Raw genomic sequence first — 19,876 nt, 5'->3', positions numbered from 1 at the left:
TAGACCTGACCCCACGCATCCCACGCATCCGATAACGATGTCATACATCGCAAACAGGCTTGAAGGGCAAGCCGAGGACGGCCGCGAGGCTTCTATCCACCGTTTCCATCTCCTGTCGGCTGGCTTCAGCCAAGGGGCCGTCAATCAGCCTTTCACGATCGAGCGCTCGCGGCTGGTCGATCACGATCTGACTGTCTTGAAGCAAGCGCTGCCGCTTGGCGAAGTGAACGCGCCAGGCCGACATGCCGGGCCGAATCTGCGTGGTAAGGGGCAATACGACGACCAGCGGGGTATCGATGGCAAGAAGTTCGTCCGACTGCACGACCAGCACTGGGCGCATTTTGCCGATCTCGCGTCCGCGAGGCGGATTGAGATTAGCCAGCCAGATTTCGCCGCGCCGCATCAACGCCACCACACGCCTTCGGCACTCACCTCTTCATCGGCGCGCGCGTGTGACACGCCATCCGCAAACGCGAGAGCCGCCCATTCCTGCGCGGCGGTGCGCGTGGCCGGATCGGCGTAGGCGGTCTGCGCCTCGGCCAGCAATTGCCGCATGAAGCGATCCCGCTCACGGCGCTGAAGAAACTCGGCAATGGCCGTGCGGGCAAGATCGGAGCGGGTTACCCCGGAAGCGCTACTTTCGGCATCAAGGCGGCGCTCGATGTCATCGGGAAGCCGCAAACTGATGGCTGACATGATGTCACTCCAATCGCATGACAAATTGAAATGCAATTCTACTGTCGAGTCTTGGAGTTGTCGGGGTCAGGTCTAGCTTCGTAGCATCATTCCGCAATTGAAACCTTGATTCCTTTGGGCATCAAGGAGCAAGAGAAGGGTCTGGATTTGTAGCAAATGCATCAAAGCTAGACCTGACCCCGCTTTCGTCACGCCGCCGCTAGCCGGGTGAACTGGCTGCGCGGCAGCAGGCGCCTGAAGTCGGCATCGAAGCTGACCAAATGCTCGCCTTGGTGAATGACGGCCGCGGCGAGCCAGGCATCGGGCACGGCGTTGGCGCTCAGCGCCTTGTCTGCGCACAATTTGCGCAGGGCATGCCATTCACCGCCCAGCTTGGTCTGTTGTACGCCGGGCGCGGCGAGCAGGGCCTCGATGAAGTGCAAGGCATCGGGCATCGGCGTGGGCTGGATGAATACTCTTGGGTGCGTCACCAGCCGCAGGAAACCGGCAATGACCATGGGTTGCAGCGTCAACATGGCGCCCTGCGCGGCGTTGCCGACGGCCTGCTCCAGCCAGCCTCGGGCCACGTCAAAGTGCGGGTGGTCGCTGCGCGATGCGGCGACCAGCACGTTGACGTCAGGCGTCATGGTCTGCGGCTTCGAACATGGCCTTGTTGCTCAGGCCGTCGAGCCCCGGCGCCAGCCCGCCTTTACCGTGATGCACCGGAATGCGGATGGCCTTGACGGGCGCATCGCGCTCGCGCAAACGCCATTGCAGCCCCTCCTCGATCAGGCGCGTGAGACTGGTGCGCTGCTGCGCCGCCAGCGCCTTGGCCTGCGTCAGCAAGGCATCATTCAAGTTGAGCGTGGTTTTCATGGCGGTTGCTGGCGTACAGATATCTGTATTCTATGGCTGAGGAGGCGCCATTCAAAGGGCATTCAAAGCAGTGTTTTCAGGGTCCAGCTTTGTAGCAAATGCATCAAAACAGGAGCATCAAAGCTAGACCTGACCCCCGTCGTATAAGTAAGCAATCAGGGCAGATCAGCCTGCGCAATACCCAGACGGTGAACGACGTCTTTGCGCAGGCGCTGGTAGGTGTCGAGCAACATTGCGCAGTAGCCCTCGGCCAGTTGGATGCTGGCGGCAAAAAACGTGCTGTCTTCCATGTATTCATGAACGAGTCGATTGCGTAATTGCCGCGCTTCCAGCCATTGGTCGGTGTTTTCTATCACGCCAAGCCGCTCTGCGCGATTCAATACTTCAAGCAGGCTACCCGGTTCTTCTGCGAGCGCCAGCAGCCATCTGGGTAACAGTTTTTGGGCGATGGTGTCCTGCATGCGACCATAACGGGAAACGAAGGCTTCGAGGCGTTCGGCCCGTTCGGGATAAGCGTCCAGTGCTTGAACCCATCTTGCGTCGATGGGCTGTTGGAAAAGGCGCTGTCGACTCCATTCGAGATGTTGGCTTTCCTTGTGGACGATGCGCAGGGTTGCAAGCAGGCGATCTTTGGGGTTGATGGGTTCAATGCTCATATCGATTCACCGGTGCGTTGCGCGACTTTGTGTATCGCTTGCTGCCGGGTTTGCGGGTCAAGCACAACGACATCAATCGCTCGATCACCCAGCCTGCGCTGTAGCCGGGCGACCAGCGTTAGGCTGCGACGCGGCGCGTCGTCGAGCGGCTCGGACAATTCAACCAGCAGGTCGATGTCGCCGCCCTTGAGCCGGTCATCGGTGCGCGAGCCGAACAGCTTGACCTGCGCCGCAGTACCAAACACCTCTTGCGTGGTCTGGCGGATGATGTCGCGGGTTTGTTCAGTGAGTCGCATTTTCGTCAGTCCTGACTCCGTCGGTACGGGAAGAAATGCATCAAAGCTAGACCTGACCCCCATCCCCTTCCCACGATCGAAGGCGGCTGTGGAGGGCCAGAGCACTTCCACCACCAGGACTGCATCGGTTTTGGCCTGCTGCAGCGCGCGCTGCTCCGCGCCGCTGGTGACGAAGACATCGGGGTAGAAATAGGCCTCGCTGGCCTGCACATTCAGCCGCATTTCGGCCATGAAGCTCTGACAGGGTGTGCTGCGCAGGTGGCTTTTGAGCGCACTCGCTATGTTGAGGCTCGCGCTGGCATGGGCCGCCGTGCCCCCGGCCATGGCGTAGATTTCGCCGTGAATGAGTTCATGCCGCTCGATGCTGGCTTCTTCGAGCGCAAGGTATTCTTGGGCGGTGTAGCCGCTTTGATGTGCAGGTTGTGGCGTCATGAGTCATCCTCTCCCAGATCGGCCTGCATCAGTTTAGGGCCTTTGCGTATTCACCCCTCCTCCTCGACAGAACCCGATAAGCGCCATCGCGCCAAGCCATGAAACTCTCGCGCAAGCGCGCCCGGGCGCAAACGCTCAAACTTCCCGCCTCCACGCCGCGCAACCCGCTGGTGGCGCCGGCGCTGCAGCGCAAGGCGGGAGCGCATCGCAAGAGCAACAAGGCGCTGCGGCGGCGAGCGCGTTCGCGGCAGCGGGAGGAGTGATCCGTCTTTTGATTGAGCGCGGCGGCCTGCCGTCATCCGACATGGCGCGGCAGAGGTATTCTTGCGTCGATATCGCAACGGAGCCCACGCCATGAGCGCACTGGAAAAGCCGGTTTTTTCCGCCGACGACTTTCTCGCCTGGGAAATGCAGCAGCCCGACAAGCACGAATACCTCGCGGGCGAGGTGTTTGCGATGGTCGGGGCGAGCGATGCGCATGTCACCATCAGCCTGAACCTGGCCGCCGCGCTGCGCGCGCATTTGCGCGGCGGGCCGTGCCGGGCGTTCATCGCCGACATGAAGCTGCGCATCGACGCGGCGCAGGCGTTTTTCTACCCCGATGTGTTCGTCACCTGCTCGGCGGCGGATGCGCAGTCGCCGCTGTTCAAGCGCGAGGCGCTGCTGGTGGTTGAGGTGCTGTCGCCGTCCACGGCCGCCTACGATCTGGGCCAGAAGTTTGCGCAGTACCGGCAGTTGGCGACTTTGCAGGAATATGTGCTGATCGACTCGGAGCGCGTTGCGGTGGATGTGTTTCGCCGCAATGCCGAGGGCCGCTGGGTGCTCTACCCCTACGCCGAGGGCGAGACGGTGGCGCTGGACAGCGTGGGGCTGTCGCTGCCGGTGGCGGCGATTTACGAGGATGTGGTGTTTTCCCGGGGCGCCGATGCCGAGGCGGCGCAATCGGGGGCCAGTACGGGCTGAATGCGCCCCTCGACCGGGCGACATGCACAAAAAGTAAACTCGGCAACATTGCGTTGCCGTTTTTTGTTTCCTTCCCTCCCCTGCCTGCTCAGGAGTCGCCCATGATCGTCACCCTCGTCGTCATCGTTCTGCTCGTCGCGCTGCTGTTTTACGGCGTGATGATTTACAACAATCTGGTGAATCTCAAGCACGCCATTTCGCAAGCCTGGGCGAATATCGACGTGCTGCTCAAGCAGCGTCACGACGAGTTGCCCAAGCTGGTGGAGGTTTGCCGGCAGTCGATGCACTTCGAGCAGGAAACGCTGGAGCGCGTGGTGCGGGCGCGTTCGCAGGTGCAGCAGGCGCGCGAAGCGGGTGATGTGCGCGGCCTGGGCCGCGCCGAAGGAGCGCTGCGCAGCGGGCTGGGGGCTTTGTTCGCAGTGGCCGAGGCCTACCCCGACCTGAAAACCAACGAGACCTTTCAGCATCTGCAGGCGCGCATCAGCGGGCTGGAGGAGAGCATTGCCGACCGGCGCGAGTTCTACAACGCGGCGGTGAATGCGAACAATGTGCGCATCGAGCAGTTTCCCGATGTGATCGTGGCGCGGCTGCTGGCCTTCGGCCCGGCGGAGTTGTTCAAGGTGGCTTCCGCGGAACGGGCCGATGTCGATCTGAAGGGCCTGTTCGCGGCGTCGTGATGCCGACCGCGCCGTTGCCCGGCCACACGGTTGCCCGCCGATGTTGAGGGGCTTGTCGCCCAGCAGCGCGCCGCTGCAGTTGCTGCTCATGGGGCTGGCGCTGGGGGCGATTGGAATCGTGCAGTTTTTCCGCCTGCAGCACCGCCGCCGAGTGATGGAAGACATGCCGACGGCGCGCATCCGCTCGGCGGCGCAGGGCTATGTGGAGCTCGTCGGGCAGGCTCTGGCGCCGGATTTGCCGCTGTTCTCGCCCATCACCCGCACGCCGTGCTGCTGGTATCGCTACAAGATCGAACGGCGCGACGGCAGCGACGGCGACAAATGGACGACCGAGGAGCAAGGCGCGAGCACCGCGCAGTTCTGGCTCGACGACGAAACCGGCCGTTGCATCATCGACCCCGAGGGCGCCGAGGTGCGCGCCCGCACCCGCAGTACCTGGACGGGAGCGGCGGCGCAGCTCATTCCCGGCTCGCGCGGCGAGGTGATGCTGGCGGGGGACAACGACCATCGCTACACCGAGCATCTCATCCTGCCCGGCCAGACGCTGTATGCCCTGGGCTGGTTTGCCAGCCTCTCGCCCTTGCAGGCATCAAAGCATGAGGAGGTGCGCGAGCGCATCGCCGCGTGGAAGGCCGATCCACAACAGCGCCGCGCCTTCGACACCAACGGCGACGGCGAGCTGGACATGGCCGAGTTCGAGCAACTGCGCCAGCAGGCTGCTGCGACAGTGGAGGCCGAGCGCCGCGAACGCGCCGTGCTGCCGCAGACGCATGTGCTGAAAAAGCCGAACGACCGCCGGGTGTTCCTGCTCACCACCGAGCCGCACGACGACCTGACGCGCACCCTGCGCTGGCAGGCCTGGGGCTGGCTGCTCGCCGGGGTGCTGGGGCTGGGGTATGGCGGTGCAGGTCTGCTCATGCGGTTTTGATCGATGCACGCATCGCCTCCCCACCCCAACCCTCCCCAGCAAGTGGGGAGGGGGTGAATGCTCCTCCCCCACTTGCTGGGGGAGGTCGGGAGGGGCATCCTGCATCTCGCGCAGCGCCGTTCTCTCCTCCCCCACTTGCTGGGGGAGGTCGGGAGGGGGAGCATGTTTGCCGCTGGTCATACGATGGCGGGATGCAATCACCCTATTCCTCTGTCTACAAAAAAGCCAAAAATGGGGTCAGGTCTAGCATCGTTGCACAGCCTGCTACGAAGCTAGACCTGACCCCCCACGACTTTTTCCTTCCCTGTCCGCGCGGCCTCGAAACCGCGCTGGCCGATGAAGTGGCGGCGCTGGCCAAGCACAGTTCCACCCTGCGGGCAGGCAAGCCCGCGCCCGGCGGTCTGCCGGTGCAGGGCAGCCTGACGGATGCCATGCGGCTGAACCTGCATTGCCGCCTGACCAGCCGGGTGTTGCTGCTGGGCGGCAGTTGCGGCTATGTCGATGCCGAAGACATCTATCACCTGGCGCGCGATCTGGCCTGGGAGAAGTGGTTCGGCGTCGCCCAGGCCTTGCGCGTGGACGTGACCGCCGAGCGCAGCCCTCTGGAGAGCATCAAGTTTGCCGCGCTGCGGGTGAAGGACGGCATCTGCGACCGCTTCCGCGCGCTGACCGGCGAACGCCCGGACGTGGACACCGCGCACCCGGACGTGCGCATCCATCTGCACCTGCGCGAGGCCGACGCCCTGCTGTATCTGGACACCAGCGGCGAGCCGCTGTTCAAGCGCGGCTGGCGCAGCGAGCAGGGCGCGGCGCCGCTGAAGGAGCATCTGGCCGCCGGACTGCTCAGGCTCTCGGGCTGGACGCCCGGCGACGTGCTGTTCGATCCGATGTGCGGCGCGGGCACGCTGGTCATCGAGGCCGCACAGATGGCCGCCCAGCGCGCGCCGGGACTGGATCGCACCTTCGGTTTCGAAGTCCTGAAGGGTTTCGACCTCGATGCCTGGGCGGCGATGCGCGAGCAGGCCAGGCAGTCCGTGCGGCTCTTGGCGCCAGGGCAGTTCTTCGCCGCCGATATCGACCCGGCGAATGTGCGCATGACCCTGGACAATGCCCGCCGCGCGGGAGTGGTAGGTGCGATTGCCGCGCAAGCTGGCGACGTGATCGCCGCCATGCCGCCAGTGGACGCCGCAGCCCTGCCCGCGGGTCAACGAGCCTGGCTCATCAGCAATCCGCCCTACAGCGAACGCATCGCGCCCGAAGGCGAAGCCGCCGACGATTTCGCCCCGCTACTCGCGCGCACGCTCAAGCAGCGCTTCGCCGGTTGGCATGTCGCGCTGCTCGCTGCCGATCTGCATTTCGACCGCGCGCTGCGTCTCAAGCCCCGCCGCCGCATCGTGGTGTTCAACGGCACGATCGAATGTCGGCTGATGCTCATCGATATGGTGGCGGGGAGTGCTCGGGGTCAGGTCTAGCTTTGTAGCATTTGCTACAAAGCTAGACCTGACCCCCAACAACTTACTTCGACTTGAACGCGATGTCCTCTGCCTGCCCGTCCCGTGTACCCAGCGGCGATTTGGACGAGGCGGTGACCTGAGGCGGGGCCGTGGCGGCCGTGGCTTGCGCATCGGGCTCGGCGGTCTTTTCGGCGGGGGCGTCGGCTTCTTTCATGCCCTGCTTGAAGCCGCGCACGGCCTCGCCCAGATCGCTGCCCATGTTCTTGAGCTTCTTGGTGCCAAAGATCATGATCACGATCAGCAGCACGATGAGCCAATGCCAGATACTGAATTCACCCATGATGGTTCTCCTGCGTGCGCCGCATTGCGGGCACTCCTACTCCATTCAGGGTGAAATTGTCCTTCCAGGTTCACCCGCTCAGGTGAAAGCAAACGCAACATCTGCGCTGCAGACAAAAAATCAGTCCTCGGCCCAGTCGCGGGCGCGCTCGACGGCGCGGCGCCAGCGGGCCATGTGCGCGCTGCGCTCATCGGAGCGCATGGCGGGCTCGAAGCGGCGCTCGGGCGTCCACAGCGCGGCAAGGGTTGGCGCATCGGGCCACAGTCCCACGCCCAGCCCGGCCAGGTAGGCCGCGCCCAGCGCCGTGCTCTCGGCCTGCACCGGGCGCACCACGGGCACGCCGAGCAGATCGGCCTGGAACTGCATCAGCCGGTCGTTGACGGCGGCGCCGCCGTCCACGCGCAATTCGATCAGCGGTGGCCCGCCCTGCGCGACGATGTCGGCCTGCATGGCGGCGAAGAGTTCGGCGCTCTGGTAGGCCATGCTGTCGAGGGTGGCGCGGGCGATGTGCGCGGCCGTGGTGCCCCGGGTGAGGCCGATGAGCAGACCGCGCGCCCGCGCATCCCAGTGCGGCGCGCCCAGGCCGGTGAAGGCAGGAACCAGCAGCACGCCGTCGCTGCCCTGCACGCTGTCGGCGAGTTGTTGCGCTTCCTGTGCGCTGCGCACCAGCCCGAGGCCATCGCGCAGCCACTGCACCGCGGCGCCCGCGACGAACACGCCGCCTTCGAGCGCGTACTGCAGCGGCTCATCGGCGCCCAGCTTCCACGCCACGGTGCTCAGCAAGCGCTGCTGCGAGCGCACCGCCTGCCCCCCGGTGTGCTGCAGCGCGAAGCAGCCGGTGCCGTAGGTGTTTTTCGCCATGCCGGGTTGCAGGCAGGCCTGTCCGAACAGCGCCGCCTGCTGGTCGCCCGCCATGCCGGTGATGGGGATTTCCACCCCGCCCAGACGCGCCACGGCCAACGCGCCGCAGTTGGGCACGATGGCGGGCAGCACGGCGCGCGGCACGCGCAGCAGGGCCAACAAGTCGTCGTCCCAGTCGCCGGTGTGGAGGTTGCACAGGAGGGTGCGGCTGGCATTGCTGACATCGGTGAGGTGCGCCGCGCCGCCGGTGAGCTTCCATACCAGCCAAGTGTCGATGGTACCTGCGGCCAGTTCGCCGCGTTCAGCGCGGGCGCGCGCGCCGGGAATGTGATCGAGCAGCCAGGCGAGTTTGGTGGCGGAGAAATAGGCGTCGGGCAACAGGCCGGTGCGCTGCTGCAGCAGCGGGCCGTGGCCGTCTGCCGAAAGTTGCGCGCAGACCTCCGCAGTACGGCGATCCTGCCAGACGATGGCATTGGCCAGCGGCCGGCCCGAGGCGCGCTCCCACAGCACCACGGTTTCGCGCTGATTGGTGATGCCCAAGGCGGCCAGATCGTGCAGGCCAGCCCCGGCGCGGGCCAGGGCTTCGGTGAGCGTGGCGCTCTGCGTGGCCCAGATGTCCAGCGGGTCGTGCTCCACCCAGCCGGGCTGCGGGTAGTGTTGGGTGAACTCGCGCTGCGCACTGGCCAGCACCCTGCCCTGTGCATCGACGATGAGCGTGCGGGAACTGGAGGTGCCTTGGTCGAGGGCGGCGATCAGGGTCATGGTGCGTGGATCAGGGATCGATGCCTTCGGCATGGTCGTTTTTCGAATGGGGATTATGCGTGGAACTGAAACCAGACTGAAAAGGCCGCGCCGTATTGAACCCACGGAAATGAAACCGCACCGACTTTATATCTGTATGACCTCAAACCACCTTGAAAGGACTCCCCATGAAAGCCGCCGACGTTGCAAAAAGCGCATTTTCCATGCCCCTCACCAGTCCCGCCTACCCGCCCGGCCCCTATCGTTTCATCGACCGCGAGTTCTTCGTCGTGACCTACCGCACCGATCCCGATGCCTTGCGCGCGATGGTTCCCGAGCCGCTGGAGCCCGCGGGCGATCTGGTCAAGTTCGAATTCATCCACATGCCCGACTCCACCGGATTTGGCGCCTACACCGAGTCCGGCCAGGTCGTGCCTGTTCTCTACCAGGGCAAACCCGCCACCTATCAGATCGCGATGTACCTCGACGACGAGGCGCCGATCGCCGGCGGGCGCGAGATCTGGGGCTTTCCGAAAAAGCTCGCCAAGCCGCATCTCGGCGTGGTCGCCGACACCCTGCTGGGCACGCTCGACTATGGCCCGGTGCGCATCGCCACCGGCACCATGGGCTACAAGCACCGCGCGCTCGACACCGCCAGAGTGCTGGCCTCGCTGCAGCAGCCCAACTTCCTGCTCAAGATCATTCCGCATGTGGACTGCACGCCGCGCCTCTGCGAGCTGGTGCAGTACGACCTGGAGGACCTGGTGGTCAAAGGCGCATGGGAAGGTCCCGCCGCGCTCGAACTGCACGCGCATGCGCTGGCGCCGGTGGCGTCGCTGCCGGTGCTCGAAGTGGTCTCGGGCGTGCACATCCTCACCGACCTGACCCTCGGTCTGGGACGGGTGGCGCACAACTATCTCGAAACCTGAATCTTTTGACCCCTCGTGAAAAAATTCGTCGAACGGGGGCTCGGGGAGTCAGCGAACGGGCTGCTGCGTCGGTGTATAAAATCAATTTTGGAATCAGGCCGGAAATCCTGTCGATTCCTTGGCCATGTCGCCTTGTTCCGGTGCACCGGGCCCCACAGACCGGGATGCGCTTCGGGGATTGTCGTTAGACTTTCTCCCGCATGACACTGATGCGCTAAATTTCAAACCTCCACTAATTCAACCGTTCACACCCGCGCCATGACGAAATCTCTACAGCCCTGTTCGCACTCTATCGTCCCCGCCCAGGAGGTCTGCCATGAGTGAAAAAATCGGCGGCATCGACCGCATCGACCGTCGCCTGCTCACCCTGCTGCAGGAAGACGGCCGCATCGCCAATCTGCGTCTGGCGCAACTGGTCAATCTTTCGCCCACCGCCGTGCTCGAGCGCGTCAAGCGGCTCACGCGCGACGGCTTCATTCTCGGCTACGAAGGTCGGCTCAACCCCAATCTGCTCGGCGCGGGGCTGATGGTGTTCGTCGAAGTGCAACTCGACCGCACCGCGCCCGAAGCGTTCGAAAAATTCCAGTCGGCCATCAAGGCGCGGCCCGAGATTCTCGAATGCCATATGGTCGCGGGCAATTTCGACTACCTGCTCAAGGTGCGCGTGGCCGACATGGCCGCGTACAAGGCCTTTGTGGCCAACGTCATCGCCAATCTGCCGGCCGTGCGCGAAACCCGCTCTTTCGCCGTGATCGACGAAGTGAAGAGCACCACCCGGCTGCAAGTCGAACTCTGATCGGATAGCGGCCGCCCAAGACGCGCGTGAGCCCGAGTGGTTCACGCGCGTTTTTCATTTTTGCGTTTTCGGCGTCAGCAGCACCAGCACGGCGCACAACACCATGAACCCGGCGAGCATCAGAATGCCGCCTTGGGTGCTCTGCGTGGTCTGCTTGACCCAGCCGATGATGGACGGGCCGAAGAACCCCGCCAGATTGCCCAGGGCATTGATCAGCGCAATGCCCGCCGCCGCCGCAGTGCCCGCCAGAAACGCATTGGGCAGCGCCCAGAACAGCGGCAGCACCACCATGATGCCCACGGTCGCCAGCGTCAGCGCCACCATGGCCAGGGTCGTGTCATGGCTCCAGAGAGTCGACAGCACCAGCCCCACCGCGCCGATCAGCGCGGGAACGGCCACATGCCAGCGGCGCTCGTGGCGCTTGTCCGAGCTGCGTCCCACCAGAATCATCGCCACCACAGACACGCCGTAAGGCAGCGCGACCAGCCAGCCTATGGTCAGCGGATCGGTCACGCCAGTGGACTTGATCAGCAGCGGCAGCCAGAAGCTCAGTCCGTACAGGCCGATGACGACGGAGAAGTAGATCAGCGCCATCAGCCACACCCGCGGATCGGCCATGCCCTGCAGCGCGGAGTGCGCCGGCTTGGTCTGCGCCTCCCTGTCGAGCGCGTGTTGCAGCGCGTTCTTCTCGTGCGCGCTCAGCCACCTGGCGTGGGCAATGCCATTGTCGAGATAGAACAGGGTGACGAGGCCCAGCACCACGGCGGGCAGGCCTTCGAGCACGAACAACCATTGCCACCCGGCCCAGCCGTGATGACCGTGGAAGTGGTGCAGGATCCAGCCCGACACCGGCCCGCCGACCAGACCCGAGAGCGGCACCGCGCTCATGAACCAGGCGGTCATCTGGCTGCGCCGCGCCGCCGGATACCAATAGGTCAGGTACAGGATGATGCCGGGAAAGAAGCCCGCCTCGGCCACGCCGAGCAGAAAGCGCATCACGTAAAACTGCATCGGCGTGGTGACGAACAGCGTGGCCGCCGAAATCAGGCCCCAGGTGATCATGATGCGGGCGATCCACACCCGCGCGCCCACCCGGTGCAGGATGAGGTTGCTCGGCACCTCGAACAAGAAGTAGCCGAGGAAGAAAATGCCCGCGCCCAGCCCGTACACCGCATCGGAAAAGCCCAGATCGCCCTTCATCTGCAACTGGGCGAAGCCGATGTTCACCCGGTCGAGATAGGCAACGAAATAGCACAGGATGAGAAAGGGAATGATGCGCCAGCCGATGCGGCGATAGACCGCTTCGGAAGGTGCGGGGGCCGCCCTTGCGGCCGAGGGGTGTGAGGCCATGTCGCGTCTCCTTTTGTGGTTCAACACCAGGGCTCTGACGGCCCTTCAAACTTCGTTCAAAGCCGCATTCAACGCGCTTTTTCGTCCGCAGACGCCGCTACAGCCGCTTGGGCAGCCTGCGCCCCGGGCTGCGGCTCGCGTCCCAAGGGTGCGAAATACTTTTGCTCCGCCAGCGCCTCGTACAGCGGCGGGGTGAAGAAGTTCGCCACACGGCTGCTGATGAGCGCGGTGGCCATGAGCGGAATCACCAGGCCGCCGCCGTTGATCATCTCCATGACGATCACAAACGACGTGAGCGGCGACTGCGTCACCGCGGCGAGATAACCCACCATGCAGATGGCCACCAGCGCCGATTGCGGATATTGCCCGAACCACTGGCTGACCCACTGGCCGAAGCCCGCGCCGATCGACAGCGAGGGCGAGAACAGTCCGCCCGGCAGACCGGTGATGTAGGACAGCACCATGGCCAGCCACTTCGCCAGCGGGTAATACCAGCTCACCTGCTCGCCTTGGTTCATCAGCAGATGCCGCGCCTGCTCGTAGCCGCTGCCCCAGGTCTGCCCGGCGGTCGCGATGCCGATGACGGCCACCAGCAGCCCCAGCCCCGCGCCCCACACCAGCGGCGAATGCTCGCGCCACACCAGCAGCCTGGCCGGAATCCAGCGCGCCGGCTTGAGCAGCGCCAGATTGAACGCCGCCCCCGCCAGGCCGCAGAGCACGGCGGAAATCACCACCGGAATGACGAAGGCCAGCGGAAAGATGTCGGGTGCGCTGATCTGGCCGAAATACAGATAATTGCCCGCCAGCGCCAGCGACACCAGGCCTGAGAACACGATGCTGGTAATGAGCACGCCGTTGGTGCGGGTTTCGAAACTGCGGGTCAGCTCCTCGATGGCGAACAAAATGCCCGCCAGCGGCGTGTTGAACGCGCCCGACAGTCCCGCCGCCGAGCCCGCGAGCAGCAGCAGGCGCTGCATGCGCGGCGTCACCCGGGGGTAGAAGCGCCGCATTTCGTACATGATCGACGCGCCCACATGCACCGTCGGCCCCTCGCGCCCCAGCGTGAGGCCACCGAGCATGCCCATCAGACCCAGCCCGATTTTGCCGATGAGGATGCGCAGGCCGAACAGCCGGCCGATGCGGCCGTCGTCGGGCGGGGCATGCAAGACGGCGATCACCTGCGGGATGCCGCTGCCCTCGCTGCCGTTGAACCACTTGCGCGTCATCCACACCGCGCCGCCGGTCAGCGCCGGGGTGATGAGCAGCGCCAGCCAGACCCGGCCGTCGATCCAGCCGAGAAAAATCGCCAGCGCCTCGTTGGCCCAGTTGGCGAACTGCACCGCCGCCAGGCCCACCAGGATCGCCCCCACCCACAGCACGCCGTAATTCAGCCACGACCTGTGAAGTTCCTTTCGGGTGAGTCGCCAAAGGGCGGCGGGGCGGTAACGAGCATGCATGGGTAAGAAGAATAGCGCGGCAGTACGCACCCACCGTCAAAGCCACGGGGTCTGAAATAGGGATGAAGCGGCAAAGCGTCATGGCGCGCGGCTCATCACCATACTGCAGGGGGTAAATCTGAATGGAAACAGAACATTGCGCGTGTCCCTGCGTGCAACTCGGACATTGCGCTTAAGGGTTTTTACGCACTAGGATAACCCTGCATTTTTGACAAAAGTTAAAACACAGGCGCGTTCACAACCGCTTACCCCTTGCGAGAAAGCCTTACCCATGCGTTCCCTTCATCTGCTCACCGTGCCGGAAAAGCTGCTGCATACCGGCTTCATCTTCCTGGTCTGCATCGGTCTGCTCTGCGCCGAGGCCTATCTCTATGTCACCCATTCCGGGCTGGACGGCAAGACCGGGGTGACCCTCAAGGACATCCAGATCTCCTACTACGGCAACCGCGACAGCAGCAAGCTGCAGACCGTGCTGCCGACCATGCTCACCAACGCGGGCGTTCCCAAGGAACAGTGGCCCGGGCTGCAAAAGACCGTCGATGCCTGGATAGTCAGCGGCCAGACCCAGGCGGGCTATGAGACCGAGATCAAACCCCTCCTCGCGCAGCACTGCCTGATGTGCCACAGCGCGGCCATGAGCCGGCAGTTGCACAACCCGCCGCTGGCCTCGTATGAGGACGTGAAGGCGGTGGCCAAGGTCGACAACGGCATGTCGTACAACGCGATGCTGATGACCGGCATGGTGCACCTGACCATGCTCGGGCTGATTTTCTGGGTGGCCGGCTGGCTGTTTCTGCAGACGCGGGTGCACAGCCAGATCAAGGCCATTTCGGTGATCACGCCGTTCGCCGCGATGCTGCTCGACTTTGCCGGCTGGTTTCTCACCAAGCAGAACCCCGACTTCGCCTGGTTGGTGCTCATCGGCGGCGCGCTGTCATGCCCGATCGCCATGCTGGAAATGGGCGTGGCGCTGCTCGATATGTGGATCGGCCTGCCCAGGTTCCTGATGCAGCGCATCGTGACCGAAGTGCCCAAGAGCGTGGTGCGCACGGCAACGGCCTGATTTTTACCGGATCAAACCCCGCCGATGCGGGGTTTTTTCGAGGCGCGAAGGCGCATTGGCCGTCATTCCCGCTCTCAAGAAAACGCCGGGCCGCCCCAAGTTTTCTTGACCCCCTCGGGGGGCCTGACGCGAATGCGGCAGGTCTGGGGGCGCTCCTTAGAATGCGCGGCATGACTGCTGCCCAGATTTCATCCTCCGCCCTGTCCGTCGTCGTCCTTGCCGCGGGCAAGGGCACGCGCATGCGTTCCGATTTTCCCAAGGTGCTGCAGCCGCTGGCGGGCAAACCGCTGCTCGGCCATGTGCTCGACACCGTGCACCACTTGGCAGCCGCGCGTGCCGTGGTGGTCACCGGCTTCGGCGCGCAGCGGGTGCAGGAGGCCTTTGCCCATCAGCCGCATCTCCGTTTTGTGCTGCAGGAGCCGCAACTCGGCACCGGCCATGCGGTGCAGCAGGCACTGCCCGAGCTGCCCGACGAAGGGGTCTGTCTGGTGCTCTACGGCGACGTGCCGCTGGCCCCCGCCAGCAGTCTGCTGCCGCTGGTGGCGCAGGCGCAGACCGGAGCGCTCGCCCTGCTCACCGTCGAACTGGACGACCCGACCGGCTATGGCCGCATTCTGCGCAGCGCCGACGGCGCGGTGCGGGGCATCGTCGAACACAAGGACGCCACGCCCGAGCAGCGCACGGTGCGCGAGTGCAATACCGGCATGCTGTGCGCTCCCGTGGCGCATCTGCGCCGCTGGCTGGGCCGGTTGCGCAACGACAACGCGCAAGGCGAGTACTACCTCACCGACGTGGTGGCACTGGCCGTGGCCGACGGCGTGCCGGTGCGCGCCGCCACCGTGGCCGACGCCGACGACGTGCTCGGCGTGAACGACCGCAGCCAGCTCGCGCATCTGGAGCGCGTGGTGCAGCAGCGCACGGCCCGCCGCCTGCTCGATGCCGGCGTCACCCTGGCCGACCCGGCGCGTATCGACGTGCGCGGCGCGCTGCACTGCGGCCGCGATGTGTTCATCGACGTGGGTTGCGTGTTCGAGGGCGAGGTGCATCTGGCCGACGGCGCCCGCATAGGCCCGTATGCGGTGCTGCGCGATGTGCGCGTCGGTGCGGGCACGGTAGTGCATCCCTTCTGCCACCTCGACGGCGCGGCCATCGGCGCGTGCGCCCTGATCGGCCCGTTCGCGCGGCTGCGGCCCACCACGGCGCTGGCCGACGGCGTGCACATCGGCAACTTCGTCGAAGTGAAGAATTCGACCCTCGGCCAGGGCTCCAAGGCCAACCACCTCAGCTATGTGGGCGACGCCACCGTGGGCGCGCGGGTGAACATCGGCGCAGGCACCATCGTGGCCAATTACGACGGCGCCAACAAGCACCGCACCGTGATCGAGAACGACGCGCACACCGGCTCCAACTCGGTGCTGGTCGCCCCCATCACCGTGGGCGCGGGCGCCACCGTGGGCGCGGGCTCCACAGTGAGCAAAAACGTCCCGGCGGGCAAGCTCACCGTCGCGCGCGCCAGGGCCGTGACATTCGACGGCTGGACCCGGCCGGTGAAGAAGAAGTAGGCTGCGGGCGATTTTTGTGAAATATTGCCCGGTTCGTTTCAGGCGCGCCTGCCTATCATGGCGCCCAGTGCAACCCTAGGGGAGTCTGTTCATGTGTGGCATCGTCGGCGCCGTGGCGCAACGCAATATCGTTCCCGTCCTGATCGAGGGCCTGCGCCGTCTCGAATATCGCGGCTATGACTCCTGCGGCGTGGCGGTCTACGCCGACGGCCAGTTGCTGCGCGCGCGCAGCGTGTCGCGCGTGGCCGAGCTCGACGCGCAGACGCGCTCGCTGCAGGCCTTCACCGGCATCGCCCACACCCGCTGGGCCACGCACGGCGCGCCCACCACGAACAACGCCCACCCGCATTTTTCCGCCGGCCCCAATACCTCCAGCCAGTCGGCGCATATCGCCGTGGTGCACAACGGCATCATCGAAAACTACGAGGCGCTGCGCGCCCTGCTGCGATCGGACGGCTACCAGTTCGAGAGCCAGACCGACACCGAGGTCATCGCCCACCTGATCGACCACCTCTACGCCGGCGATCTGTTCGAGGCGGTGCAGGCCGCCACCCGGCAACTGCACGGGGCGTATGCGATTGCCGTGTTCAGCCGCGAGGAGCCGCACCGCATCGTCGGCGCGCGCGACGGCTCTCCGCTGGTCGTCGGCCTGGGGCAGAACGAGAACTTCCTCGCCTCCGACGCCCTGGCGCTGGCCGGAATCACCGACCGGTTCATCTACCTCGAAGACGGCGACGTGGCCGATCTGCAACTCGGCGGGGTGCGCATCGTCAACCGCGAAGGCAGGCCAGTCGAGCGCGAGGTGCGCACCCTCACCGCGTACACCGCCGCGGTGGAGCTCGGCCCCTACCGCCACTTCATGCAGAAGGAGATTTTCGAGCAGCCGCGCGCCATCGCCGACACGCTCGACGGCATCCAGTCCATCACCCCGGCACTGTTCGGCGCGCAGGCGGCCGAAGTCTTGCCCGCCATCAGCGGCGTGCGCATCCTGGCCTGCGGCACCAGCTTCTACGCCGGGCTCACCGCCAAGTACTGGATCGAGTCCATCGCCCGCGTGCCCGTCGAGGTGGAAGTCGCCAGCGAATACCGCTACCGCGACTCGGTGCCCGACCCAAGCGCGCTGGTCGTCGTCGTCTCGCAGTCGGGCGAAACCGCCGACACCCTGGCCGCGCTCAAGCACGCCAAGCAGCTCGGCCATGCCCACACCCTGGCGATCGTCAACGTCGCCAGCAGCGCGATGGCGCGGGAAACCGCGATGCAGTTCTTCACCCGCGCCGGCGCCGAGATCGGCGTGGCCTCGACCAAGGCCTTCACCACCCAGCTCGTCGCGCTCTACCTGCTGGCCGGAGCGCTCGCCCGCGCCAAGGGCCGGCTGAGCGGCGAAGCGGAGGCCAGGATGCTCACCGACCTGCGCCACCTGCCCGCCGCCGTGCAGAGCGTGCTGGCGCTGGAGCCGCAGATCATCGCCTGGGCCGAGCAGTTCGCCCGCCGCGAAAACGCGCTGTTCCTCGGCCGCGGCCTGCACTACCCCATCGCGCTGGAAGGCGCGCTCAAGCTCAAGGAAATCACCTATATCCACGCCGAGGCCTATCCCGCGGGCGAGCTCAAGCACGGCCCGCTGGCCCTGGTGACCGAGGCCATGCCGGTGGTGGCCGTGGCCCCCAACGACGCGCTGCTCGACAAGCTCAAGAGCAATCTGCAGGAAGTGCGCGCCCGCGGCGGCGAGCTCTACGTCTTCGCCGACGCCGGCGGGCAGATCGAGGCCAGCGAGGGCGTGCACCTCATCCGCCTGCCCGAACACTACGGCGCGCTCTCGCCCATCCTGCACGTCGTGCCGCTGCAACTGCTCGCCTACCACACCGCCACGGCGCGCGGCACCGATGTCGACAAACCGCGCAATCTGGCCAAGAGCGTGACGGTGGAGTGAACGGCCCTTCGACCCGGATCGTTCATCAGGACACGGGAGAATGGCGCGGCGGGGCGCCCCCTCCCGGCCTCCCCCACTGCGTGGAGGAGGTGAGAACACTCCCTCCCCACTCGTGGGGAGGGTTGGGGTGGGGAGGATTTGGCCCTGCGCCACAAGCCCGCAGCCTTTGGCCTGGGTGCGAAGCGCGGGGGCAGAGACGCCCCTCCTGCCGCCTCATTTCCTGCCCTTGATGCTGTAGAGATATTCGGCAATCACCGGCACCTGATCCTCGGGGATCGGTGCTTTCATGACATGCTTCATCTTGTTGACCTCCGCCAGCCAGGTCGATTTGGACAGATCGGGCTGAGTCATCACCATTCCGGCGGAATGGCACATCAGGCAGAAACTGTTGGCGGCCTTGGCGCCAGGGCCATCGCCGGGGAACACCCGCGTGCTGCTGGGGCGATTGACGGTTTCGGTTTTGAGGGTGAGCGCATGCGCCGGGGCTGCGGTCCAGGCGCCGAGAATCAGTGCAACGCCCAGGCCGCGCAGCAGGGCGTCCATTGTGTATCGTGTCATGTCGGTCTCCCGGTCAAACGGCCATCAGATGGGTGGTTTCGACGACGTTGCGCATGAAGCCTCCGGGGTTCCAGTTGGGGGTCATGGGCTGCTGCAGGCCGTCCGAGTTGGTGCAGCGAACCAGCACGGTCTGTTCACCCTTGGCGAATTTCAGATGCGTGCTCCACTGGCGGAAACTGTATTTGCCGTAGTCGCGGCCGAGCTGTGCGGGCAGCCAGGTCTTGCCGCCATCCGTCGAGACATCGACGGCCCTGACCCCGGTATCGCCGCCGAACGCGATGCCGCGCACCAGTTCAGGGCGGCCCGCGGCGACCCTCGCACCGTCGTTCAGATTGGTGACGAAGGATCGCGGCACCATGCGGTTGATGGGCACCGTCTTCACACCCTTCTCGCCGGGCGTCATATTGGCATGCGGCCAATTGTCGGGAATGCGGTACGCCGGGTTCATCCAGAAGTTGTCGTCCGGTTTGGTCAGGACACGCACATGCTGCAGCATCTTGGTCCAGTAAGTCGCATACCAGCCCGGCACCACGAGACGGAAGGGGAAGCCGTTTTCCAAAGGCAGCGCCAGCCCGTTCATCTCCCAGGCGATCATCACGTCGCCGTTGCGGGCCACATCAATCGGCAGAGACTTCAGCAGATTGGGCGCAGTCGGCACCACCGGACGTTCCGATCCCTCGGTTTGCACGTAGAGTGCACCCGCCTTGACCCCTGCGGCATCGAGCACATCCTTGAAGCGCACGCCAACCCATCGGGCATTGCCCATCGCGCCATTGCCCCATTCGCCGCCCGGTACGCGCGGCTGAAAGAAGCCGCGTGAGTTGCCCGAGCATTGATTCACTGCGGCCAGTTCGACATGCCTGAATTTGTTCATCAAGTCGAACACGGTGAACTCCAACTCCCTGTCCACATGGCCGCTGATGCGCACCTTGTGCTTATGCGGGTCCATCGTGGTGGGAATATTGGCCCAGTGCCAGCGCACAAAGAACTGGTCCACGGGCGTGAATACCCCCTTGTCATAGACCGACCAGGGGGTTTCCAACAAGGGCGGGCGGGTGCGTTGCAGGATCATCGGGCCATAAAAGCCATCGAAGCCGGTCACCAAACGCCGCTGACCGCTGCCGCCGGAAAACGGTAAATCGATGGTTTCGGCGGCAAATCCGCTGCGGCTCATCGCCAGTGCCCCGAGCCCGACGGCTGCCGCCTGCAAAAACAGTCTGCGCTGCGATGCATCAGACCGATCGACGCCACTGTGCGTCGTGAAATACCGGTTGGTCATGCCCATCCTCCTCATGTCGTTCGACGCAATCCGAAAATGGCCGCGTCCGACACGAT

The 19,876-nt window shown here is 65.1% G+C and carries 22 protein-coding genes; 10 read left to right on the top strand and 12 right to left on the bottom strand.

Annotation, left to right across the window (positions count from 1 at the left end):
- Positions 1-40 precede the first annotated feature (40 nt).
- The 6 genes from RBR52_RS10515 to RBR52_RS10490 all read right to left on the bottom strand — a co-directional run bounded on the left by RBR52_RS10515 (position 41) and on the right by RBR52_RS10490 (position 2,935).
- Positions 41-403 carry a type II toxin-antitoxin system PemK/MazF family toxin gene (locus RBR52_RS10515; RefSeq protein WP_320377159.1) on the bottom strand — a complete coding sequence of 121 codons (363 nt, stop codon included), beginning with the start codon at positions 401-403 and terminating at the stop codon, positions 41-43.
- A complete protein-coding gene (locus RBR52_RS10510) occupies positions 403-696 on the bottom strand; it encodes a hypothetical protein (RefSeq protein ID WP_320377158.1) in 294 nt (97 codons plus the stop codon). The genes RBR52_RS10515 and RBR52_RS10510 overlap by 1 nt, the downstream gene beginning before the upstream one ends.
- Positions 697-884: 188 nt before the next feature.
- The gene (locus tag RBR52_RS10505) at positions 885-1,322 is read right to left on the bottom strand and encodes a TA system VapC family ribonuclease toxin (protein ID WP_320377157.1); all 438 of its coding nucleotides are present in this window, start codon (positions 1,320-1,322) and stop codon (positions 885-887) included.
- On the bottom strand, positions 1,312-1,551 hold the full coding sequence (locus RBR52_RS10500) for a DUF6364 family protein (RefSeq protein WP_320377156.1): 240 nt from the start codon (positions 1,549-1,551) through the stop codon (positions 1,312-1,314). Before RBR52_RS10500 ends, RBR52_RS10505 begins: the two co-directional genes overlap by 11 nt.
- 155 nt (positions 1,552-1,706) lie before the next feature.
- Positions 1,707-2,207 carry a hypothetical protein gene (locus tag RBR52_RS10495; protein WP_320377155.1) on the bottom strand — a complete coding sequence of 167 codons (501 nt, stop codon included), beginning with the start codon at positions 2,205-2,207 and terminating at the stop codon, positions 1,707-1,709.
- Positions 2,204-2,935 (bottom strand): Uma2 family endonuclease, encoded by a 732-nt coding sequence (locus RBR52_RS10490; RefSeq protein ID WP_320377154.1) that lies wholly within the window; start codon positions 2,933-2,935, stop codon positions 2,204-2,206. The genes RBR52_RS10495 and RBR52_RS10490 overlap by 4 nt, the downstream gene beginning before the upstream one ends.
- Positions 2,936-3,033: 98 nt before the next feature.
- Here RBR52_RS10490 and RBR52_RS10485 point away from each other — a divergent pair, with 98 nt between their 5' ends.
- The 5 genes from RBR52_RS10485 to RBR52_RS10465 all read left to right on the top strand — a co-directional run bounded on the left by RBR52_RS10485 (position 3,034) and on the right by RBR52_RS10465 (position 6,975).
- A complete protein-coding gene (locus tag RBR52_RS10485; RefSeq protein ID WP_167319288.1) occupies positions 3,034-3,198 on the top strand; it encodes a hypothetical protein in 165 nt (54 codons plus the stop codon).
- 91 nt (positions 3,199-3,289) lie between these two features.
- A complete protein-coding gene (locus tag RBR52_RS10480) occupies positions 3,290-3,898 on the top strand; it encodes a Uma2 family endonuclease (RefSeq protein ID WP_320377153.1) in 609 nt (202 codons plus the stop codon).
- A 101-nt stretch (positions 3,899-3,999) separates the two neighbouring features.
- The gene (locus RBR52_RS10475) at positions 4,000-4,575 is read left to right on the top strand and encodes a LemA family protein (protein ID WP_320377152.1); all 576 of its coding nucleotides are present in this window, start codon (positions 4,000-4,002) and stop codon (positions 4,573-4,575) included.
- Positions 4,576-4,615: 40 nt separating this feature from the next.
- Entirely contained in the window at positions 4,616-5,503 is an 888-nt protein-coding gene (locus RBR52_RS10470; protein ID WP_320377151.1) for a GIDE domain-containing protein, read from the top strand.
- A gap of 191 nt (positions 5,504-5,694) precedes the next feature.
- Positions 5,695-6,975 (top strand): THUMP domain-containing class I SAM-dependent RNA methyltransferase, encoded by a 1,281-nt coding sequence (locus tag RBR52_RS10465; RefSeq protein ID WP_320377150.1) that lies wholly within the window; start codon positions 5,695-5,697, stop codon positions 6,973-6,975.
- Positions 6,976-7,018: 43 nt separating this feature from the next.
- On the opposite strand, the gene tatA is transcribed toward RBR52_RS10465, so the two are convergent.
- Both tatA and glpK read right to left on the bottom strand, forming a co-directional pair.
- Positions 7,019-7,297, bottom strand: a complete 279-nt coding sequence (gene tatA, locus RBR52_RS10460; protein ID WP_320377149.1) for a Sec-independent protein translocase subunit TatA — start codon at positions 7,295-7,297, stop codon at positions 7,019-7,021.
- 120 nt (positions 7,298-7,417) lie between these two features.
- Complete coding sequence (gene glpK, locus RBR52_RS10455; protein ID WP_320377148.1) at positions 7,418-8,920, bottom strand: glycerol kinase GlpK; 1,503 nt, start codon at positions 8,918-8,920, stop codon at positions 7,418-7,420.
- A 167-nt stretch (positions 8,921-9,087) separates the two neighbouring features.
- On the opposite strand from glpK, the gene RBR52_RS10450 reads away from it, so the two are divergent.
- Both RBR52_RS10450 and RBR52_RS10445 read left to right on the top strand, forming a co-directional pair.
- Positions 9,088-9,828, top strand: coding sequence for an acetoacetate decarboxylase (locus tag RBR52_RS10450; RefSeq protein ID WP_320377147.1), 741 nt, complete (start codon positions 9,088-9,090; stop codon positions 9,826-9,828).
- A 316-nt stretch (positions 9,829-10,144) separates the two neighbouring features.
- A complete protein-coding gene (locus RBR52_RS10445) occupies positions 10,145-10,624 on the top strand; it encodes an Lrp/AsnC ligand binding domain-containing protein (RefSeq protein ID WP_320377146.1) in 480 nt (159 codons plus the stop codon).
- A 54-nt stretch (positions 10,625-10,678) separates the two neighbouring features.
- On the opposite strand, the gene RBR52_RS10440 is transcribed toward RBR52_RS10445, so the two are convergent.
- The gene (locus tag RBR52_RS10440; protein WP_320377145.1) at positions 10,679-11,974 is read right to left on the bottom strand and encodes an MFS transporter; all 1,296 of its coding nucleotides are present in this window, start codon (positions 11,972-11,974) and stop codon (positions 10,679-10,681) included.
- 68 nt (positions 11,975-12,042) lie between these two features.
- Positions 12,043-13,431, bottom strand: a complete 1,389-nt coding sequence (locus RBR52_RS10435) for a chloride channel protein (RefSeq protein WP_320377144.1) — start codon at positions 13,429-13,431, stop codon at positions 12,043-12,045.
- 271 nt (positions 13,432-13,702) lie between these two features.
- On the opposite strand from RBR52_RS10435, the gene RBR52_RS10430 reads away from it, so the two are divergent.
- The 3 genes from RBR52_RS10430 (at position 13,703) to glmS (ending at position 17,983) form a co-directional block, all read left to right on the top strand.
- Positions 13,703-14,494, top strand: a complete 792-nt coding sequence (locus tag RBR52_RS10430) for a hypothetical protein (RefSeq protein WP_320377143.1) — start codon at positions 13,703-13,705, stop codon at positions 14,492-14,494.
- Positions 14,495-14,664: 170 nt separating this feature from the next.
- On the top strand, positions 14,665-16,056 hold the full coding sequence (gene glmU / locus RBR52_RS10425; protein WP_320377142.1) for a bifunctional UDP-N-acetylglucosamine diphosphorylase/glucosamine-1-phosphate N-acetyltransferase GlmU: 1,392 nt from the start codon (positions 14,665-14,667) through the stop codon (positions 16,054-16,056).
- 91 nt (positions 16,057-16,147) lie between these two features.
- A complete protein-coding gene (glmS, locus tag RBR52_RS10420) occupies positions 16,148-17,983 on the top strand; it encodes a glutamine--fructose-6-phosphate transaminase (isomerizing) (RefSeq protein WP_320377141.1) in 1,836 nt (611 codons plus the stop codon).
- A gap of 213 nt (positions 17,984-18,196) precedes the next feature.
- Here the strand turns inward: glmS and RBR52_RS10415 are convergent, their stop codons facing one another.
- Complete coding sequence (locus RBR52_RS10415) at positions 18,197-18,541, bottom strand: cytochrome c (RefSeq protein WP_320377140.1); 345 nt, start codon at positions 18,539-18,541, stop codon at positions 18,197-18,199.
- Positions 18,542-18,554: 13 nt separating this feature from the next.
- Complete coding sequence (locus RBR52_RS10410; protein ID WP_413818317.1) at positions 18,555-19,826, bottom strand: molybdopterin-dependent oxidoreductase; 1,272 nt, start codon at positions 19,824-19,826, stop codon at positions 18,555-18,557.
- Positions 19,827-19,876: the final 50 nt, after the last annotated feature.

It is taken from the genome of Thiomonas sp. (genome assembly GCF_034007205.1).
Taxonomy (GTDB): domain Bacteria; phylum Pseudomonadota; class Gammaproteobacteria; order Burkholderiales; family Burkholderiaceae_C; genus Thiomonas.
The sequence above is the reverse complement of the archived record's forward strand: the minus strand, read 5'-3'. Positions and strand labels throughout refer to the sequence as shown.

What these genes read in the sequence shown, in the direction of transcription:
- RBR52_RS10515 (WP_320377159.1), bottom strand. Translation starts at nt 403, where the DNA reads ATGCGGCGCGGCGAAATCTGGCTGGCTAATCTCAATCCGCCTCGCGGA.
- RBR52_RS10510 (WP_320377158.1), bottom strand. Translation starts at nt 696, where the DNA reads ATGTCAGCCATCAGTTTGCGGCTTCCCGATGACATCGAGCGCCGCCTT.
- RBR52_RS10505 (WP_320377157.1), bottom strand. Translation starts at nt 1,322, where the DNA reads ATGACGCCTGACGTCAACGTGCTGGTCGCCGCATCGCGCAGCGACCAC.
- RBR52_RS10500 (WP_320377156.1), bottom strand. Translation starts at nt 1,551, where the DNA reads ATGAAAACCACGCTCAACTTGAATGATGCCTTGCTGACGCAGGCCAAG.
- RBR52_RS10495 (WP_320377155.1), bottom strand. Translation starts at nt 2,207, where the DNA reads ATGAGCATTGAACCCATCAACCCCAAAGATCGCCTGCTTGCAACCCTG.
- RBR52_RS10490 (WP_320377154.1), bottom strand. Translation starts at nt 2,935, where the DNA reads ATGACGCCACAACCTGCACATCAAAGCGGCTACACCGCCCAAGAATAC.
- RBR52_RS10485 (WP_167319288.1), top strand. Translation starts at nt 3,034, where the DNA reads ATGAAACTCTCGCGCAAGCGCGCCCGGGCGCAAACGCTCAAACTTCCC.
- RBR52_RS10480 (WP_320377153.1), top strand. Translation starts at nt 3,290, where the DNA reads ATGAGCGCACTGGAAAAGCCGGTTTTTTCCGCCGACGACTTTCTCGCC.
- RBR52_RS10475 (WP_320377152.1), top strand. Translation starts at nt 4,000, where the DNA reads ATGATCGTCACCCTCGTCGTCATCGTTCTGCTCGTCGCGCTGCTGTTT.
- RBR52_RS10470 (WP_320377151.1), top strand. Translation starts at nt 4,616, where the DNA reads ATGTTGAGGGGCTTGTCGCCCAGCAGCGCGCCGCTGCAGTTGCTGCTC.
- RBR52_RS10465 (WP_320377150.1), top strand. Translation starts at nt 5,695, where the DNA reads ATGCAATCACCCTATTCCTCTGTCTACAAAAAAGCCAAAAATGGGGTC.
- tatA (WP_320377149.1), bottom strand. Translation starts at nt 7,297, where the DNA reads ATGGGTGAATTCAGTATCTGGCATTGGCTCATCGTGCTGCTGATCGTG.
- glpK (WP_320377148.1), bottom strand. Translation starts at nt 8,920, where the DNA reads ATGACCCTGATCGCCGCCCTCGACCAAGGCACCTCCAGTTCCCGCACG.
- RBR52_RS10450 (WP_320377147.1), top strand. Translation starts at nt 9,088, where the DNA reads ATGAAAGCCGCCGACGTTGCAAAAAGCGCATTTTCCATGCCCCTCACC.
- RBR52_RS10445 (WP_320377146.1), top strand. Translation starts at nt 10,145, where the DNA reads ATGAGTGAAAAAATCGGCGGCATCGACCGCATCGACCGTCGCCTGCTC.
- RBR52_RS10440 (WP_320377145.1), bottom strand. Translation starts at nt 11,974, where the DNA reads ATGGCCTCACACCCCTCGGCCGCAAGGGCGGCCCCCGCACCTTCCGAA.
- RBR52_RS10435 (WP_320377144.1), bottom strand. Translation starts at nt 13,431, where the DNA reads ATGCATGCTCGTTACCGCCCCGCCGCCCTTTGGCGACTCACCCGAAAG.
- RBR52_RS10430 (WP_320377143.1), top strand. Translation starts at nt 13,703, where the DNA reads ATGCGTTCCCTTCATCTGCTCACCGTGCCGGAAAAGCTGCTGCATACC.
- glmU (WP_320377142.1), top strand. Translation starts at nt 14,665, where the DNA reads ATGACTGCTGCCCAGATTTCATCCTCCGCCCTGTCCGTCGTCGTCCTT.
- glmS (WP_320377141.1), top strand. Translation starts at nt 16,148, where the DNA reads ATGTGTGGCATCGTCGGCGCCGTGGCGCAACGCAATATCGTTCCCGTC.
- RBR52_RS10415 (WP_320377140.1), bottom strand. Translation starts at nt 18,541, where the DNA reads ATGACACGATACACAATGGACGCCCTGCTGCGCGGCCTGGGCGTTGCA.
- RBR52_RS10410 (WP_413818317.1), bottom strand. Translation starts at nt 19,826, where the DNA reads ATGGGCATGACCAACCGGTATTTCACGACGCACAGTGGCGTCGATCGG.